The 16,382-nt window shown below is 45.9% G+C and carries 13 protein-coding genes; 4 read left to right on the top strand and 9 right to left on the bottom strand.

Going from position 1 to position 16,382, the window contains the following annotated elements; translation table 11 throughout:
• Positions 1 to 71 precede the first annotated feature (71 nt).
• The 8 genes from AOC29_RS00555 to AOC29_RS00520 all read right to left on the bottom strand — a co-directional run bounded on the left by AOC29_RS00555 (position 72) and on the right by AOC29_RS00520 (position 12,481).
• On the bottom strand, positions 72 to 776 hold the full coding sequence (locus tag AOC29_RS00555) for a VacJ family lipoprotein (protein ID WP_251370018.1): 705 nt from the start codon (positions 774 to 776) through the stop codon (positions 72 to 74).
• A 53-nt stretch (positions 777 to 829) separates the two neighbouring features.
• Complete coding sequence (mlaD, locus tag AOC29_RS00550) at positions 830 to 1,312, bottom strand: outer membrane lipid asymmetry maintenance protein MlaD (RefSeq protein ID WP_215296128.1); 483 nt, start codon at positions 1,310 to 1,312, stop codon at positions 830 to 832.
• 21 nt (positions 1,313 to 1,333) lie between these two features.
• Positions 1,334 to 2,122 carry a lipid asymmetry maintenance ABC transporter permease subunit MlaE gene (mlaE, locus tag AOC29_RS00545; protein WP_215296127.1) on the bottom strand — a complete coding sequence of 263 codons (789 nt, stop codon included), beginning with the start codon at positions 2,120 to 2,122 and terminating at the stop codon, positions 1,334 to 1,336.
• A complete protein-coding gene (locus AOC29_RS00540; protein ID WP_215296126.1) occupies positions 2,122 to 2,970 on the bottom strand; it encodes an ABC transporter ATP-binding protein in 849 nt (282 codons plus the stop codon). The genes mlaE and AOC29_RS00540 overlap by 1 nt, the downstream gene beginning before the upstream one ends.
• A 10-nt stretch (positions 2,971 to 2,980) precedes the next feature.
• Positions 2,981 to 4,444, bottom strand: a complete 1,464-nt coding sequence (locus AOC29_RS00535) for a glutamate synthase subunit beta (protein ID WP_215296125.1) — start codon at positions 4,442 to 4,444, stop codon at positions 2,981 to 2,983.
• A 54-nt stretch (positions 4,445 to 4,498) separates the two neighbouring features.
• The gene (locus AOC29_RS00530; protein WP_215296124.1) at positions 4,499 to 9,244 is read right to left on the bottom strand and encodes a glutamate synthase-related protein; all 4,746 of its coding nucleotides are present in this window, start codon (positions 9,242 to 9,244) and stop codon (positions 4,499 to 4,501) included.
• Positions 9,245 to 9,427: 183 nt separating this feature from the next.
• The gene (locus AOC29_RS00525; protein ID WP_215296123.1) at positions 9,428 to 10,132 is read right to left on the bottom strand and encodes a transposase; all 705 of its coding nucleotides are present in this window, start codon (positions 10,130 to 10,132) and stop codon (positions 9,428 to 9,430) included.
• A gap of 12 nt (positions 10,133 to 10,144) precedes the next feature.
• Positions 10,145 to 12,481: a penicillin-binding protein 1A gene (locus tag AOC29_RS00520; protein WP_215296122.1), complete on the bottom strand. Its 2,337-nt coding sequence runs from the start codon at positions 12,479 to 12,481 to the stop codon at positions 10,145 to 10,147.
• Between the two features lie 119 nt (positions 12,482 to 12,600).
• On the opposite strand from AOC29_RS00520, the gene AOC29_RS00515 reads away from it, so the two are divergent.
• The 4 genes from AOC29_RS00515 (at position 12,601) to aroB (ending at position 15,985) form a co-directional block, all read left to right on the top strand.
• The gene (locus AOC29_RS00515) at positions 12,601 to 13,260 is read left to right on the top strand and encodes a hypothetical protein (RefSeq protein ID WP_215296121.1); all 660 of its coding nucleotides are present in this window, start codon (positions 12,601 to 12,603) and stop codon (positions 13,258 to 13,260) included.
• A gap of 98 nt (positions 13,261 to 13,358) precedes the next feature.
• A complete protein-coding gene (locus AOC29_RS00510; protein ID WP_251370017.1) occupies positions 13,359 to 14,357 on the top strand; it encodes a secretin and TonB N-terminal domain-containing protein in 999 nt (332 codons plus the stop codon).
• Between the two features lie 12 nt (positions 14,358 to 14,369).
• Entirely contained in the window at positions 14,370 to 14,894 is a 525-nt protein-coding gene (locus AOC29_RS00505; protein WP_215296120.1) for a shikimate kinase, read from the top strand.
• A gap of 8 nt (positions 14,895 to 14,902) precedes the next feature.
• Positions 14,903 to 15,985, top strand: coding sequence for a 3-dehydroquinate synthase (gene aroB, locus AOC29_RS00500; protein ID WP_251370081.1), 1,083 nt, complete (start codon positions 14,903 to 14,905; stop codon positions 15,983 to 15,985).
• Here the strand turns inward: aroB and cyaY are convergent.
• On the bottom strand, positions 15,982 to 16,365 hold the full coding sequence (gene cyaY, locus AOC29_RS00495; protein WP_215296118.1) for an iron donor protein CyaY: 384 nt from the start codon (positions 16,363 to 16,365) through the stop codon (positions 15,982 to 15,984). The two genes, aroB and cyaY, sit on opposite strands and share 4 nt — an antisense overlap.
• Positions 16,366 to 16,382: the final 17 nt, after the last annotated feature.

The following is a 16,382-nucleotide window of genomic DNA, read 5'->3' as shown; positions in this document are numbered from 1 at the left end:
AGATTTAACTAAAACATTGAACTCATTGAGGGCTCATTTTAGCCCTTTACACCAACCCTTGAGCGCTGTGCTTACTGGTAAGGGTTTTCGTAAACCGGCATCTGAGGCTCTTCGTCATCACGCCCCTCATTAATCTGATATTGACGCCTTTGAATATAGGCATCTCGCATGAAGCTGTACTTATCAATAGCAGCTCCATCCAAAAGATCGCCAGCTTCATAATAGGTATTACGTGCATTTACTACACGCAAACCAGTGATGCTATTACGTAGACCCACATCTTTTACATACTTAAATAGGTAATCAGACTCTAGATCAGCGACTGTACCGAAGGTATCGCGTACGTTACTTGGACCAAAGAAAGGCAGAACAACATAAGGACCAGCAGGCACACCCCATACACCAAAGGTTTGACCCCAGTCTTCTTTATGCTTCTCAAGGCCACCTGGAGTAGCTAAATCTATAAAGCCTCCAAGACCCATCGTTGTATTCACAGCGACACGCATGAAATCATTGAAAGCATAACCAGGCTTACCCTGTAATAAGTTATAGAAAATGTTATAGATATCGCCGTAGTTACTAAAGAAGTTATAGATACCGTCGCGAACAAACTCAGGCAATACAAAACGATAACCAGCAACTACCGGCTTTAATAAATAAGCATCTAGGCCTTCATTAAATTCAAAGACAGAGCGATTGAAAGGCTCCCATGGATCATGGGGAGAAGGCTCTACACCCGCAGGAATAGAGGCGCAGCCCACCAATGTAGCAGCCATGCAAAGCAAAATGCATTGCCTAAGCTTGCTGATGAACTTGACTACTGACAACATTATTTTGCTGTGCTCTTCTCTTGACCGCTATCAGCAGCCTTGTTGTAGAGGAACTGACTAATCAGATTTTCTAAAACAATCGCTGATTGGGTTTGTGAAATCTTTTCACCATTAGTCAACATATCATCTGACCCGCCAGCTTCTAGCCCAATGTACTGCTCACCCAATAGACCTGAGGTCAAAATCTTTGCCGATGAATCTTTGGGAAACTTATAAGAGTCTTCTATCGTCATCACAACAGTTGCTTGATAGGTTTTGTCATCAAATGAAATATTGGCGATGCGCCCCACTACGACACCAGCACTCTTGACAGGCGCACGAGGCTTGAGTCCACCGATATTGTCAAAGCGCGCAGAAATTTTGTATGTCGGCGCAAATGAAACAGCATTCATATTGCCAACTTTTAATGCAAGAAATAACGCTGCCAGCAAACCAATGGCAACAAAAATTCCTACCCAGATATCAATTGCACTTTTTCTCATAAGAACCCTAGTTTATTCTTTCTAATTTGAGAACATCATTGCGGTGAGCAAGAAATCCAACGCTAAAACCGACAAAGAAGAAATCACCACGGTACGTGTGGTTGCCTGTGAAACACCTTCAGGCGTTGGTTTTGCCTCATAGCCTTGATACAGGGCTATGAAAGTCACCGCCACACCGAATACCAAGCTTTTAATCAAGCCATTTCCAATATCAGAAAAGAGGTCTACGCCGCCCTGCATTTGTGACCAAAACGCCCCGGAATCGACCCCAATTAAAGGGACGCCAACAAAATAACCGCCCATCACGCCCACAGCCGTAAAAATCGTTGCCAAGATCGGCATAGAAATAATGCCAGCCCATAGACGCGGGGCAATCACACGGCCCAATGGGTCTACCGCCATCATCTCCATGGCACTTAACTGTTCACCGGCTTTCATTAACCCAATTTCTGCAGTTAAAGAAGTGCCGGCACGCCCCGCAAACAATAAGGCCGTAATGACTGGGCCCAACTCACGCGTAAGGGACAAAGCAACCAATAAACCTAAAGCTTGTTCTGAGCCGTAGCGGTTTAAGGTGTAGTAACCCTGGAGACCTAAAACAAAGCCAACAAACAAACCAGAAACTGCAATGATCACAAATGAGTGATTGCCAACAAATAAAATTTGATCCACAACTAAGCGTGGTCTTTTCAATAAAAAACCTGAGCGCCAAATGACTGCAGCAAACATGCGTGCAGCAAGTCCAAGACTAATTAAGTTACGACGTATAAAAAATCCGAGGTCACCAAAAAGGTTGAGGATTGCAGTCATCAAGTCCTCACTCCAAAATCTTCTTCCAAGCTTTGGCCCGGGTAATGAAATGGCACCGGACCATCAGGCGCGGCGTCTAAAAACTGTCTGACAAAAGGATCTGTGGAGCGACTTAATTCCTCGGGTGTGCCTTGCGCACCAATGCTGCCATTCGCAATGAAATACACATAATCTGCAATCTCAAAGGTTTCTTCAACATCGTGTGTAACTAATAAACTCGTGGCTCCCAGGGCATTGTTCAGATCGCGAATGAGCCTGGCTGTAATGCCCAAAGAAATGGGATCCAAGCCTGCAAAGGGCTCGTCGTACATGATGAGCGGAGGATCTAATGCAATTGCTCTAGCCAGGGCCACTCGTCTTGCCATACCACCCGAAATTTGCGAGGGCATTAAATCGCGTGCGCCACGCAAACCGACTGCATTTAATTTCATGAGTACGAGTGAGCGCAAAAGCTCTTCACTTAAATCGGTATGTTCACGCAATGGAAATGCGACGTTTTCAAAAACACTCAGATCGGTAAACAAGGCGCCGAATTGAAAAAGCATTCCCATGCGACGACGGGCAGCCATTAATTCCTTGCTACTCATCTTGCCAATATCCTGACCTTCGAATAAGACCTGTCCAGATTGGGCGGTGAATTGACCACCAATTAAACGCAGAATCGTCGTCTTGCCACAGCCAGATCCGCCCATTACGGCAACTACCTGGCCACGACGGAACTCCATATTGAGCCCTGACAAAATTTGTCGCTCGCCAGGGGCATAGGAGAAGTTGACGTCTTTAATAGAGACGACAATTTCACCTAGAGATTTTTTGACATCCAATGAGCTTGGCCGAGGACTATTCATATCCCCAATATTATCGGGGTAAAACAGATGACCCCATTAAGTACTGGTCTACTGCTTGGGCGCATTGGCGACCTTCACGAATTGCCCAAACTACTAAGGATTGACCGCGGCGCATATCCCCCGCAGCAAAAACCTTAGAAACGTTAGTTTGATAGGCATTTTGACCATCTACCGTAGCTTTAGCATTGCCACGAGTATCTTTGTCAACGCCAAATGCATTGAGTACTTGCTGAACTGGTGATACAAAGCCCATAGCTAAAAGTACCAAATCTGCCTTGATCTCAAATTCAGTATTGGGAACTTCGGTCATCTTGCCGTCTTTCCACTCCAAACGAACACCGATCAATTTTTCTACCTTACCGTTTTTACCTTCAAAACGTTTGGTTCCCACTGACCAATCACGATCACAACCTTCTTCGTGCGAAGAAGATGTGCGCAACTTGGTTGGCCAATAAGGCCATACCAATGGCTTGTTCTCTTCTTCTGGCGGCTGAGGAAGCAGCTCAAACTGAGTGATCTTGGTCGCGCCATGACGGTTTGATGTCCCCACGCAATCAGAACCCGTATCGCCGCCACCAATCACGACAACATGTTTATCGGTTGCACGAATTTCGTTCTTAAAGTCACCTGCATTTTCTTTGTTTTGGGGAATCAAGAAATCCAATGCATAGTGCACACCAGCCAATTCACGACCCGGTACTGGCAGATCACGTGGTTGCTCAGCGCCACCAGTAATGACCACTGCATCAAAATCTTTCATTAACTGCTCAGGCGAAACAGTCTTGGTAGAGTAATTTTTTACTTCTGCACCCATGGCTTCTTTACCAACAAAAACGCCTGTTTCAAATTTCACGCCTTCGGCCTGCATCTGCTCTACACGACGATCAATCAGCCACTTCTCCATTTTGAAATCTGGAATACCATAGCGCAATAAACCACCAACGCGATCGTTCTTCTCAAACACGGTCACGTCATGACCAACGCGCGCTAATTGTTGGGCGGCTGCCATACCTGCAGGACCACCACCAACAATCGCTACCTTCTTGCCAGTCTTCGATTTAGAGGGTTGCGGTTTTACCCAGCCGCTTTCCCAGCCCTTATCAATAATGGCGTGCTCAATGGACTTAATGCCAACGGGTGCACGATTAATGCCTAATGTACAAGCAGCTTCGCAAGGTGCTGGACAAATACGACCCGTAAATTCTGGGAAATTATTAGTAGACTGCAAAACATCTAAGGCATTCTTCCAATCGTTATGAAACACTAAGTCGTTGAAGTCTGGAATGATGTTATTCACTGGGCAGCCGTTATTACAGAACGGAATACCACAGTCCATACAACGCGCGCCCTGAACTTTGGCTTCTTCGTCAGTTAACGCTACAACGAATTCTTTGTAGTGGTGGAGACGTTTAGTGGGCGCTTCGTATGTCTCATCGACGCGCTCAAACTCCATAAATCCAGTGACCTTACCCATATCTAATCCTTAGTATCTTTTCTTAATATCCGTCTATCTGTTTACTTAAGCCGCTTAAGCTGCCACCGTCTTTTTCTGAGACTTTTCCCACAACTCACCTAAAGCACGCTTGTACTCAGTGGGGAGAACCTTCATAAAACGACCGCGGGCATTTTCCCAATCAGCCAAGATTGCTTTAGCGCGCTCTGAACCGGTATAGCGGAAATGACGCTCAATCAAGCTCTTCAAGATTTGTTCGTCTGTTAAGCGCTCGCCACCATCTTTAACATCGACAGGAGCATGCCACTCAGACTTCGGCATCTTGGCGCTCTGTTCGGCAGAAGGAAGTACTTTTTCCAAAGTCGCCATGCTGGTATTGCAACGCTTATCGAATAAACCATCTTCGTCATAGACATAAGCAATACCGCCGCTCATGCCGGCAGCAAAATTACGACCTGTTGTACCCAACACGACTACGGTTCCACCAGTCATGTACTCACAACCATGGTCACCAGTACCTTCAACAACTGTAGTAGCACCAGAGTTACGAACTGCGAAACGTTCACCAGCAACGCCATTAAAGAATGCTTCACCAGCGATTGCACCGTACAGAACAGTGTTGCCAACAATGATGTTCTTCGCCGTATCGCCACGGAACTCATGTGGAGCACGAACAATGACGCGACCGCCGGATAAACCTTTACCAACGTAGTCATTTCCATCGCCGACTAGATCGAGGGTAATACCGCGAGCCAAAAACGCCGCGAAACTTTGACCGGCAGTGCCATTCAACTGAATATGAATTGTGTCATCAGGTAAGCCAGCATGCCCATAGCGCTGTGCCACCTCACCAGAGAGCATTGCACCTACTGTACGGTTCACGTTCTTGACTGAGACAATGAAAGAGACTTTCTCACCACGCTCTAAGGCAGGCTCACTCTTCTCAATCAAAATATTGTCAAGCGCACTTGCCAAACCATGATCTTGATTGAGCACTTGATAACGTGGAACGTCTGCAGCCACTTGAGGTTCAGCAAAGATCTTGCTGAAGTCCAGACCATGTACCTTCCAGTTCTCAATGCCCTTACGGGTATCTAACAAATCAACACGACCAATCAAGTCATCGAACTTACGAATACCCAATTGCGCCATGATCTCGCGTGCTTCTTCTGCGATAAAGAAGAAGAAGTTCACAACATGCTCAGGTTTACCAGAAAACTTCTTACGGAGTTCTGGGTCTTGAGTAGCAACACCTACTGGGCAGGTATTCAAATGACACTTACGCATCATGATGCAACCCTCAACTACCAATGGAGCTGTTGCAAAACCGAACTCATCTGCCCCCAATAAAGCGCCAATTACCACATCGCGACCCGTCTTCATTTGGCCGTCAGCCTGAACACGAATACGGCTACGTAACCCATTTAGAACCAAGGTTTGCTGAGTTTCAGCTAACCCGAGTTCCCATGGTGAACCTGCATGCTTAATAGAAGACAGTGGTGAAGCGCCAGTACCGCCATCATGACCAGCAATCACAACGTGATCTGCTTTGGCCTTAGCAACGCCAGCAGCAACCGTACCAACACCTACTTCAGAAACCAACTTGACTGAAACGTCGGCTTTTGGATTCACGTTTTTTAAATCGTGAATCAACTGAGCGATATCTTCAATTGAATAAATGTCATGGTGTGGAGGAGGAGAAATCAAGCCAACGCCCGGTACAGAGAAACGCAACTTACCAATGTAGTCAGATACTTTTCCGCCTGGTAATTGACCGCCCTCACCTGGCTTTGCACCTTGCGCCATCTTGATCTGAATTTGATCAGCCGAACGGAGATACTCAGTAGTGACGCCAAAACGACCAGAAGCTACTTGTTTAATCTTAGAGCGTAATGAGTCGCCATCAAGCAATGGAATATTAGCTTCAACGACATCACTGCCTAGGATGCTAGAGAGGGTTTCGCCCTTCTTGATTGGGATACCTTTGAGTTCATTTACATAACGATTAGGATCTTCGCCACCTTCTCCCGTATTGGATTTACCGCCAATACGATTCATCGCAATCGCTAAAGTAGCGTGTGCTTCAGTAGAGATCGAACCCAAAGACATCGCACCTGTTGCAAAACGTTTAACGATTTCTTTTGCAGACTCAACTTCATCCAATGGAATAGCTTTACTTGGATCAAGCTTGAACTCAAACAAACCACGCAAAGTCATCTGACGCTTAGTTTGGTCATTAATAATGTTGGCGTACTCTTTATAAGTCTGGTAGCCCTTCTCCGCACCAGTGCGAGTAGAGTGTTGCAACTTCGCAATCGTGTCAGGCGTCCACATATGGTCCTCACCACGAATACGGAATGCATATTCACCACCAGCATCCAACATATTGGTCAATACTGGATCGTTACCAAATGCAGCGCCGTGCATGCGCAAAGCTTCCTCAGCCACTTCAAATACGCCGATACCACCAACATTAGATGGAGTGCCTTTAAAGTACTGATCAATGATGTCGTGGTTTAGGCCGATTGCTTCAAAAATCTGTGAGCCGGTATAAGACATGTAGGTAGAGATGCCCATCTTGGACATGACTTTTTGCAAGCCCTTACCAACTGCTTTCACGAAGTTTTTCACGGCTTTTTCAGCAGATAAATCTCCTGACAAGCCTTTAGCCATCTCAGCCAAAGTTTCCAGTGCGAGGTATGGATGAATAGCTTCCGCACCATAACCCGCCAAGAGCGCAAAGTGGTGTGTCTCGCGCGCACTGCCGGTCTCTACTACGAGACCAACGCTGGTACGCAAACCTTTTTGAACCAAGTGCTGGTGAATTGCTGAAGTCGCCAACAATGCAGGAATAGCAACGTGCTTCTCATCCACTTGACGATCGCTGACGATCAAGATGTTGTAACCAGAACGAACGGCGTCAGCAGCTTCCGCACACAAAGATGCTAAGCGCGCTTCGATACCGGCTTTACCCCATGCTGCTGGATAGCAAATGTCTAACTCATAAGAACGGAACTTACCATTGGTGTAGTGACCAATGTGACGAATCTTAGTGATGTCATCAAAATCTAAAATCGGCTGACTCACCTCTAAACGCATTGGAGGATTGATATTGTTGGTATCTAACAAATTAGGCTTAGGCCCAATGAAAGAAACCAAAGACATCACCATGTTTTCGCGGATTGGATCAATCGGCGGATTGGTGACCTGCGCAAACAATTGTTTGAAGTAGTTATAGAGAGGCTTGTTCTTGTTTGAGAGAACAGCCAACGGACTGTCATTACCCATTGAACCAATCGCCTCTTCACCATTCATGGCCATTGGAGCCATCAGGTATTTGATATCTTCTTGGGTATAACCAAACGCTTGTTGGCGATCGAGTAATTTTGCTGCCGGACGAATGGTTGTCTTCTCATCGATTAAGTCTGCTTTGCTGGCATCCACTTCATCCAACTTCACGCGCACTGCATCAATCCAGCTCTTGTAGGGCTTGGCTTTAGAGACAGCATTCTTAAGTTCAATGTCATCAATGATGCGACCTTGTTCCATATCGATCATGAACATCTTGCCTGGTTGCAGGCGCCATTTTTGAACAATCTTGCTTTCAGGAATTGCTAACACGCCAGCCTCAGAAGCCATGATGACCAAGTCATCATCCGTTACGTAATAACGTGCTGGGCGCAAACCATTGCGATCCAAAGTTGCACCAATTTGACGACCATCAGTAAATGCCATTGCAGCAGGGCCATCCCATGGCTCCATCATGGCTGCGTGGTATTCATAAAATGCGCGGCGGTTGTCATCCATCAAGGTATGTTGTTCCCATGCCTCAGGAATCATCATCATCATGGCTTGTGCCAATGGATAGCCAGACATTACCAATAACTCTAAGCAGTTATCAAAGCAGGCAGTATCAGACTGACCTGGATAAATGAGTGGCCAGAGTTTTTTTAAGTCATCACCGAGCACTGGGGAGCTGATTGCACCTTCACGTGCATTAACCCAATTCACGTTACCCTTAACTGTGTTGATCTCACCATTGTGCGCAATCATGCGGTATGGGTGAGCCAACTCCCAAGCTGGGAAGGTGTTGGTAGAGAAGCGTTGATGTACTAGGGCTAAAGCAGATACAGTCCGCTGATCCTGTAAATCTTGATAGTACGCACCTACTTGATTTGCTAATAACAAACCTTTGTACACAATCGTCCGTGCAGACATCGATGCTACGAAATATTCTTTGCCATGCTTCAAATGCAAATCTTGAATAGCATGACTTGCTGTTTTACGAATCACATATAACTTGCGCTCCAATGCATCCGTTGTCATGATGTCGCGCCCGCGACCGATAAAAATTTGACGAATGAATGGCTCTGTCATTTGCACCGTTGGAGACATCGGCAACTTCACATCTACCGGCACATCTCTCCAACCTAAAACAACCTGACCTTCTAAACGCACAGTGCGCTCTAACTCTTGCTCGCAAGCCAAACGTGATGCATTTTCTTTTGGCAAGAAAATCATGCCAACGCCATACTCGCCGTATGGAGGTAATGCGACTCCTTGCTTGGCCATCTCCTCGCGATACAAAGTATCTGGGATCTGAATCAAAATTCCTGCACCGTCACCCATCAGTGGGTCAGCACCAACAGCGCCCCGGTGATCTAAGTTCTCCAAAATCTGCAGGCCCTGAGAAACAATCTCGTGTGATTTTTTACCCTTGATGTGGGCAACAAAACCTACGCCGCAAGCGTCATGCTCATTGCATGGGTCATATAAACCTTGAGCAATAGGACGAAGAACTGAATTGAGTTGTGTGGTCATAGTATTTCCGAGGGCGACAAAGGCCTAATAACTTTTGGAGGATCAAATATAGGGGAATACCCATACCGATGCAATAGAAATAAAATGACTCTGTCCCGATTATTTTCAGGCAAAACCATAATCCGTTTTTTAATTAGGGACAGACTCGAGGTAAGCAGCACTTCAAATACTACTCAATAAACCCTATCCTTTTGTATTTAAAGGGTTTATTTTCTTTGGGCGTCCTCTAGTACGAATCTGAACTAACTCAGGAGTATCTTTAAATAGCTTTTTGGCATAAATATCGCTTATCCAAGGCTTTGAACGGACCAAAGATTCGGTGATTTGTTGGTCTTCCCAGTGAGGGGCGCCCTCTTTGACAAACTCGGCCCACTTCATTTGTCTCTCAAAGGGGGTATTGCCCAACTTCCAAAAATGCTGGTGGTCGACCAGCCACGGTTCTGCATTTCCACCAATATGAGTGGTAAAGCTAGTCCAGACTGAATCCTGAGGATTAGATTCATATCCAGCCCTTACTGGATTCAACTCAATATAGCGCTGGCAACGCAAAAAATAATTGGGGTCAATGAGAGATGAACGATACCTCCCCTCCCAAATTGTTCCAGAGCGATGATGCTGTTGATTAAAGTACTGGGCATAGCGACGACCTAAAGACTGCATTGTCTTTGCCAATGAATCGTCATTTTGGGGGGTCATTAATAAATGCACATGATTTGGCATTAATGCAAACGCATGAACAGCGCAAGCAAACTGTTTTGCTGCTTGACGCAACCATTCCAAATAAATCCGTCGATCATCATCGCTAAAGAAAAGTGTTTCGCGATTATTGCCACGCACCATCACATGCATTGCTTGGCCAGGTATGACAGTGCGAGCTTGCCGAGCCATGCTGATGACGAACTACTGTAGTTCGCGTACTCCACCACTGCGAGAGAACTCAGGAATAAACCAATCGCCATCCGCTTGCGTTACACCTTCTGGAACAGGACGTGATTCTTGTGGAGAATCTCTCAAAGCGGTCGTCATATAAGCAATCCACATTGGTAAAGCAAGGCCGCCACCTGTTTCACGATCACCCAAACTGGCTGGCTTATCAAAACCAATCCAAGCAATGGCAACAACTTGAGGGTTGTAACCTGCAAACCAGGCATCATGGGATTCATTAGTAGTGCCCGTCTTACCAGCAATATCGTTGCGCCCAAGCTTGACGCGGGCCGATGCAGCAGTGCCTGTCTTGGTCACTTCTTGCAGCATGCTATCCATCACAAAGGCAGTACGAGCATCTAAAACACGAGGAGCACCATCGCCTACGCGTGTTGGTTTAGCTTCAAACAAAATAGTGCCTTTCGCATCAACCATCTTATCGATCAAGAATGGATCTACCCGATAACCGCCATTTGCAAACACACTATATGCGGAAGCCATTTGCAAAGGCGTTACTGATCCCGCACCCAAAGCCATGGTCAGATAAGGTGGATGCTTCTCTGGCTCAAAACCAAATCGTTGAATAAATTCCTGAGCATATGAGGGACCAATAGCTCGAATAATACGGACGGATACTAAGTTCTTCGATTTGGCCAAAGCATTCCGCAAACGCATCATGCCGTCATATTTACCATCGTAGTTTTTTGGCTCCCACGCTTGGCTGCCAGTCTCTAAGCTGCCTATGGATAAAGGCGCGTCATTGACCATCGTGCTTGGCGTAAAACCTTTTTCAATTGCTGCAGCATAAATAAACGGCTTGAATGAAGAGCCTGGCTGACGTAAGGCCTGGGTCACGTGATTAAATTGATTGCGACGGAAATCAAACCCTCCTACCAAGGAGAGAATCGCGCCCGTATTTGCATTCATGGATACAAAGGCAGCTTCAACCTGTGGCAATTGCGCCAGTTTCCATACACCACCGTCCGATAGCAATCTCACCACTGCGCCTGGACGTAGACGCTTTTTGGGCTGAGTACTGTCAGTCAAAGAAGCTGTGGCTAACTTCATGCCATCGCCCTTGAGCGTGATAGTGTCGCCAGTAGAAATCATCACCTGCATTTCCTTTGGCTTTACATCCAACACAACACCAGACTGCAAGTCATCCAACTGAGGATAGGCTAACAAGGCTTCGTCGATAGCGCGCTGACGTTTCACCTGCTCTTGAGGTAAATCAATAAAGCCTTCTGGACCACGGTATGCGTGGCGCAGGTCATACTCGAATATTCCACGACGCACTGCTTTATAAGCGGCGTCTTGGTCGGTCTTCAAGATGGTGGTGTATACATCGATCCCTTGAGAATAGATTGCTTCGCCGTATTGACTAAACAGCAATTGGCGGACCATCTCGGCAGGGAAATCTGCGCGCACTGCAAACTCATTACCTAGTCCACGGATGCGCAACTCCTCAGCCATTGCTTTTTGGTATTGCTCAGTACTGATGTAGCCAAGATCGCGCATGCGCTGCAAAATATATTCTTGACGAATCTTTGCGCGCCTGTAATTAGTCACTGGGTTGTATGCCGAAGGGGCTTTAGGTAATCCGGCCAACATCGCCGATTCTGCAATCGAGATATCTTTTAAGTCCTTGCCGAAATAAATCTGTGCTGCACTAGAAAATCCATATGCCCGCTGGCCCAAGAAAATTTGGTTCATATAGATTTCAAGGATCTTATCCTTAGTTAGCTGAGATTCAATTTCCCAGGCTAACAAGACTTCATAAATTTTCCTGCTAAAGGTTTTCTCATTACTCAAGAAGAAATTACGAGCAACCTGCATCGTAATAGTAGAGGCACCCTGTGAAAGGTTGCCTCGCAAATTAGTTGCTGCTGCCCGAATGATTCCCACATAATCTACGCCACCATGAGAGTAGAAGCGATCATCCTCAATAGCCAATACAGCATTTTTCATGCTCGCTGGAATTTCACTCAACGGAATGACTTTGCGGCGTTCTTCACCAAACTCACCGATTAATACCTTATCAGCCGTATATATACGCAAAGGTGTTTTGGGGTTGTAATCCGTTAATGCAGAAATTTTTGGCAAATTGGGTTTGGCTATCAGAAAGGCGTATCCCAATATCAGCGTTACCACGAATGCCGCGGCTACACCAATAATGAGTAATGCTTTAACAAGGGGGCTGCCAGAAGATTTACGTGGCGCGCCTGGATCGACTCGAGGCTGACGTGGACGTCTGTCGGGCTGACGAATAGGACGTTGATTAAACGTCGGCTTGTCTTTTGGGGGAAGCGCCATAAGCTTAAATTATAGGGTGCCTAGGCAATTCCACCGAAAGCTCCAAAACCCTCGTTTTCCGACCACTAGTTCAATAAAGGCTGATAGTTTTTTGTCTCCCACATTCTCAGAATATGGGCATGCCTTCACGCCAAATATCCCCGCAGTCCTTTGATGAAATTTTGACTGAACTTGGGGATGATCCTGCAATCCCAGACCCCCATGGAATCCGTAAATCTGGTAGCCCCAAAACCCAGCCAAAAGTACAGGTCCCAAGTCAGATTCCATCTGTAGCTGATCTCAAGAAAATTGGCATATTAATTGCAGTGGTTGTCGGCCTAATTGGTCTAGGGATTGTCTTATTTACTGCTTACGGTTCTTCGCAAGCCTCTGAGGAATCGAATCTAGCAATGACACAAAACCAGATTTCAGAACTCAAAAAAGAATTGGCTAATGTACGTGAAGAAATTCTAGTAATTGAGGATGAGCTATATGATGCAATTGATTTATTAGAAGTAAGTATTCACTCATTAAACCACAATAAGCCTTCAATAACCACAAAACCTAAACCTCAAACAATTCCTTTCGAGGCTGAACTTCGTCGTTGGCGTTACTTAGGACTTAGCCAAATTGGCTCATCCCAGCGAGCCTTTTTCCATAATGGGAAAGGAACGGTCATGCTTGAAAAAGGATCACTCGCACTGGGTGATTGGAGGCTTAGCCAGCTCGATAAAGAGCTTGCCATCCTTACCCATTCTCAAGGTAAATCTTTTACTCTCAAACCCGCCAAAACTGAATGATCTTTCCACTCAAAAACCACATCCTATGCCTAGTCCTATTGACGATTGTTTTAAGCACCCCCGCATCTGGAACGCTTGTGCAAAATAAGGAGCTGGAAGTGCCTATCAGTTTGCAATTTACTGATATTGATGTGGTTGAGCTTTTACAAATTCTTGCAAAACTTGGCAGCACCAATTTTTTATTAAGCGAATCCATTAAAGGCAAGATCACGGTCGATCTTCACAACACGCCTTGGCAAACTGCCCTCCACTCCATTTTGGCTAGCCGAGGTTTGCGCTTAGTCAGAAATGGTGACATCTACTGGATTGGTCCACATGCGGAAATTGCTGCATTTCAGAAATATCGCCGCGAAGATGCTGCACTTCCTTTTGGCGGGGATCACATCAATAGTCCACAACAGATCTTGATTGAGGCTCGCATTGTAGAAGCGGATGAGCGCTTTGCCCGTGAGCTTGGCGCCAAACTGGGTTACCAAGTAAATTCTCTGGGCGGAATTCCAGATAACAAAATTAGTAGTAGCTTTGATTTGGCTGGCACCGGCTTAAATGGCTTTAACCCCGCAGCAGTGGCGGCAACCTTAGTTTCTAAGAACGCTAGCCGCCTTTTACAGATAGAGCTCTCAGCACTCGAGTCAGAAGGTCAGGGCAAGATTCTCTCTAATCCGCGCATCATGACCGGAGATCAGGTGAAGGCCACAATTGAGCAAGGAACCGAACTGCCATACCAAACCACCTCACAAAATGGTAGCAAGCTGCAGTTCAGAAAAGCCAACTTGCGTTTAGAGGTTTTACCCAAAATCCATCCTGATGGAAAAATTTCTATGTTGGTCGGGATTAATAAAGACACTATTGGTATGAAAACAGAGCAGGGTTACGCCATCGATACCAAAAGCCTCAGCTCCGAAGTCACCGTAGAAAACGGTGGCACTGCCATTATTGGTGGAATCTTCCAAACCACCGAAAGAGAGGATGAGGTCAAGGTGCCTGTATTGGGAGATATCCCCCTGATTGGCCATTTATTTCGCCATAAATCCAAATTAAAAGATAAAACTGAACTCCTAGTCTTCCTAACCCCCACCGTTCTAGATAAACCCTAATAAAATCAAAGGGTGAACTCTATAACGAACAATATCTTTCTAATCGGCCTCATGGGCGCCGGAAAGTCGACCGTTGGTAAAGTTCTCGCAAAAAAATTAGGGCGTCGATTTTTAGATGCTGATCATGTTATTGAAGAGCGTTGTGGTGTAAAAATTCCCGTCATCTTTGAGATGGAAGGTGAAGAAGGCTTTCGCAAGCGCGAAGCTCAAGCCATCCGTGAGGTCACGAATGAAAAAAATATCGTGCTTGCTACTGGTGGTGGCGCTGTATTGCTACCAGAGAATCGCAAGGCCCTGAGTGAACAAGGCACTGTCATTTATCTACATGCTAATCCGATTGAATTATGGCATCGTACTAAGAGTGGCGAAGGTCGCCCCCTGCTTCTCAACGGGGATGCAAAAAAAATTCTAGAAAATTTATACGTCATTCGTGATCCTTTATATCGCGAGATTGCTGATCATGTCATTGAAACTGGTAAACCCAGCGTCAATCAGCTGGTGAACACCTTAATCATGCAACTTGAACTTTCCACTTGAAATTTATGATGAAAACACTTGAAGTTGATCTTGGTAATCGCAGCTATCCAATTTACATTGGCACTGACTTAATTGATCAGCCCCAGTTATTTAGCGCCTGCGAAAAATCAAGCTCGATTTACATCGTCACCAATACAACAGTGGCCCCCCTATATGCCCAGCGGCTTGCCAAAACTTTAGAAACTTTTGGCAAGCCAGTAAGAACTATCACCCTGCCAGATGGTGAGTCATACAAAGATTGGAAAAATCTCCAATTGATTTTTGATGACCTTCTAAAATTCGGCGCCGATCGTCAAACCATGTTGGTGGCATTGGGTGGTGGTGTAATTGGAGATATGACTGGCTTCGCAGCTGCTAGCTTCATGCGTGCTATTCGCTTTATTCAAGTGCCAACCACTCTTTTAGCTCAAGTAGATTCTTCCGTTGGCGGCAAAACGGGCATCAATCATCCTTTAGGTAAAAATATGATTGGCGCCTTTCATCAGCCGGTTGCCGTCATTGCTGACCTGAATACTTTGAAGACACTGCCACCACGCGAACTATCTGCAGGACTTGCTGAAGTAGTGAAACATGGTGCGATTGCAGATTCTCAATTTTTAGATTGGATTGAAGCAAATGCAAAATCATTACTAAATTGTGATACCGCTTCAATGGGTCATGCAGTCCTGCGTTCTTGTGAAATTAAATCTGCAGTGGTTTCTGCTGACGAGAGAGAAGGTGGCATTCGTGCTACCTTGAACTTTGGGCATACCTTTGGTCATGCGATTGAGGCAGGCATGGGTTACGGTGAATGGTTACATGGTGAAGCGGTTGGATGTGGCATGGTGCTTGGTGCAGACTTATCTTGCCGACTCAACTTCATTACCAAGGCAGAGGCTGAGCGTCTAACCAACATTATTCAGTCAATGAATCTTCCAATCGCCCCGCCAAAATTTGGTGCTGAGCGTTATATGGAACTCATGCAAGTTGATAAAAAAACGGAGGGAGGGCAAATCCGCTATGTAGTTCTAGAAAAAATTGGTAAGGCGCAAATTAAAATCGTGCCAGATGCACAGGTTATTGATACCTTAATAGCAACTGGGGCTGCTTAAGCCTTGATTAATTGAATCTTGACTGGCTGCCCCGCTTGGGTGCTAGCAAATTCTGAAAGATCGCTCAAAAGCTCTTTGCCAGTCTTAGTGTCCAGCCACAGGGGCTGCGACATGGTTCCCGCCCAGCGATAGTGATATCCGCCTGATTTCGCAGCTACCCAAATTTCATGGAGCGGGGCTTGGGTATTGACCACAATCACGCTTTTATCCCGAAACCGAATATTGATGACATTGCCTCCTTGGCGCTCCACATCCAGATCGAGATCCAACTCATCATCGGCAGACTCTAACGCCACTTCGATCGACTGCAATAGATTGCTGCCCAACTGGTAAAACTGCTTGTCGTCAATGGTTTCCACACCTGAATTATTTGGATTCATAACAGAGTCCTGCATGC

The organism is Polynucleobacter sp. JS-JIR-5-A7 (assembly GCF_018687935.1).
Lineage (GTDB): Bacteria > Pseudomonadota > Gammaproteobacteria > Burkholderiales > Burkholderiaceae > Polynucleobacter.
Note: the sequence above shows the minus strand (reverse complement) of the source record. Positions and strands in the feature narration are given on the sequence as shown.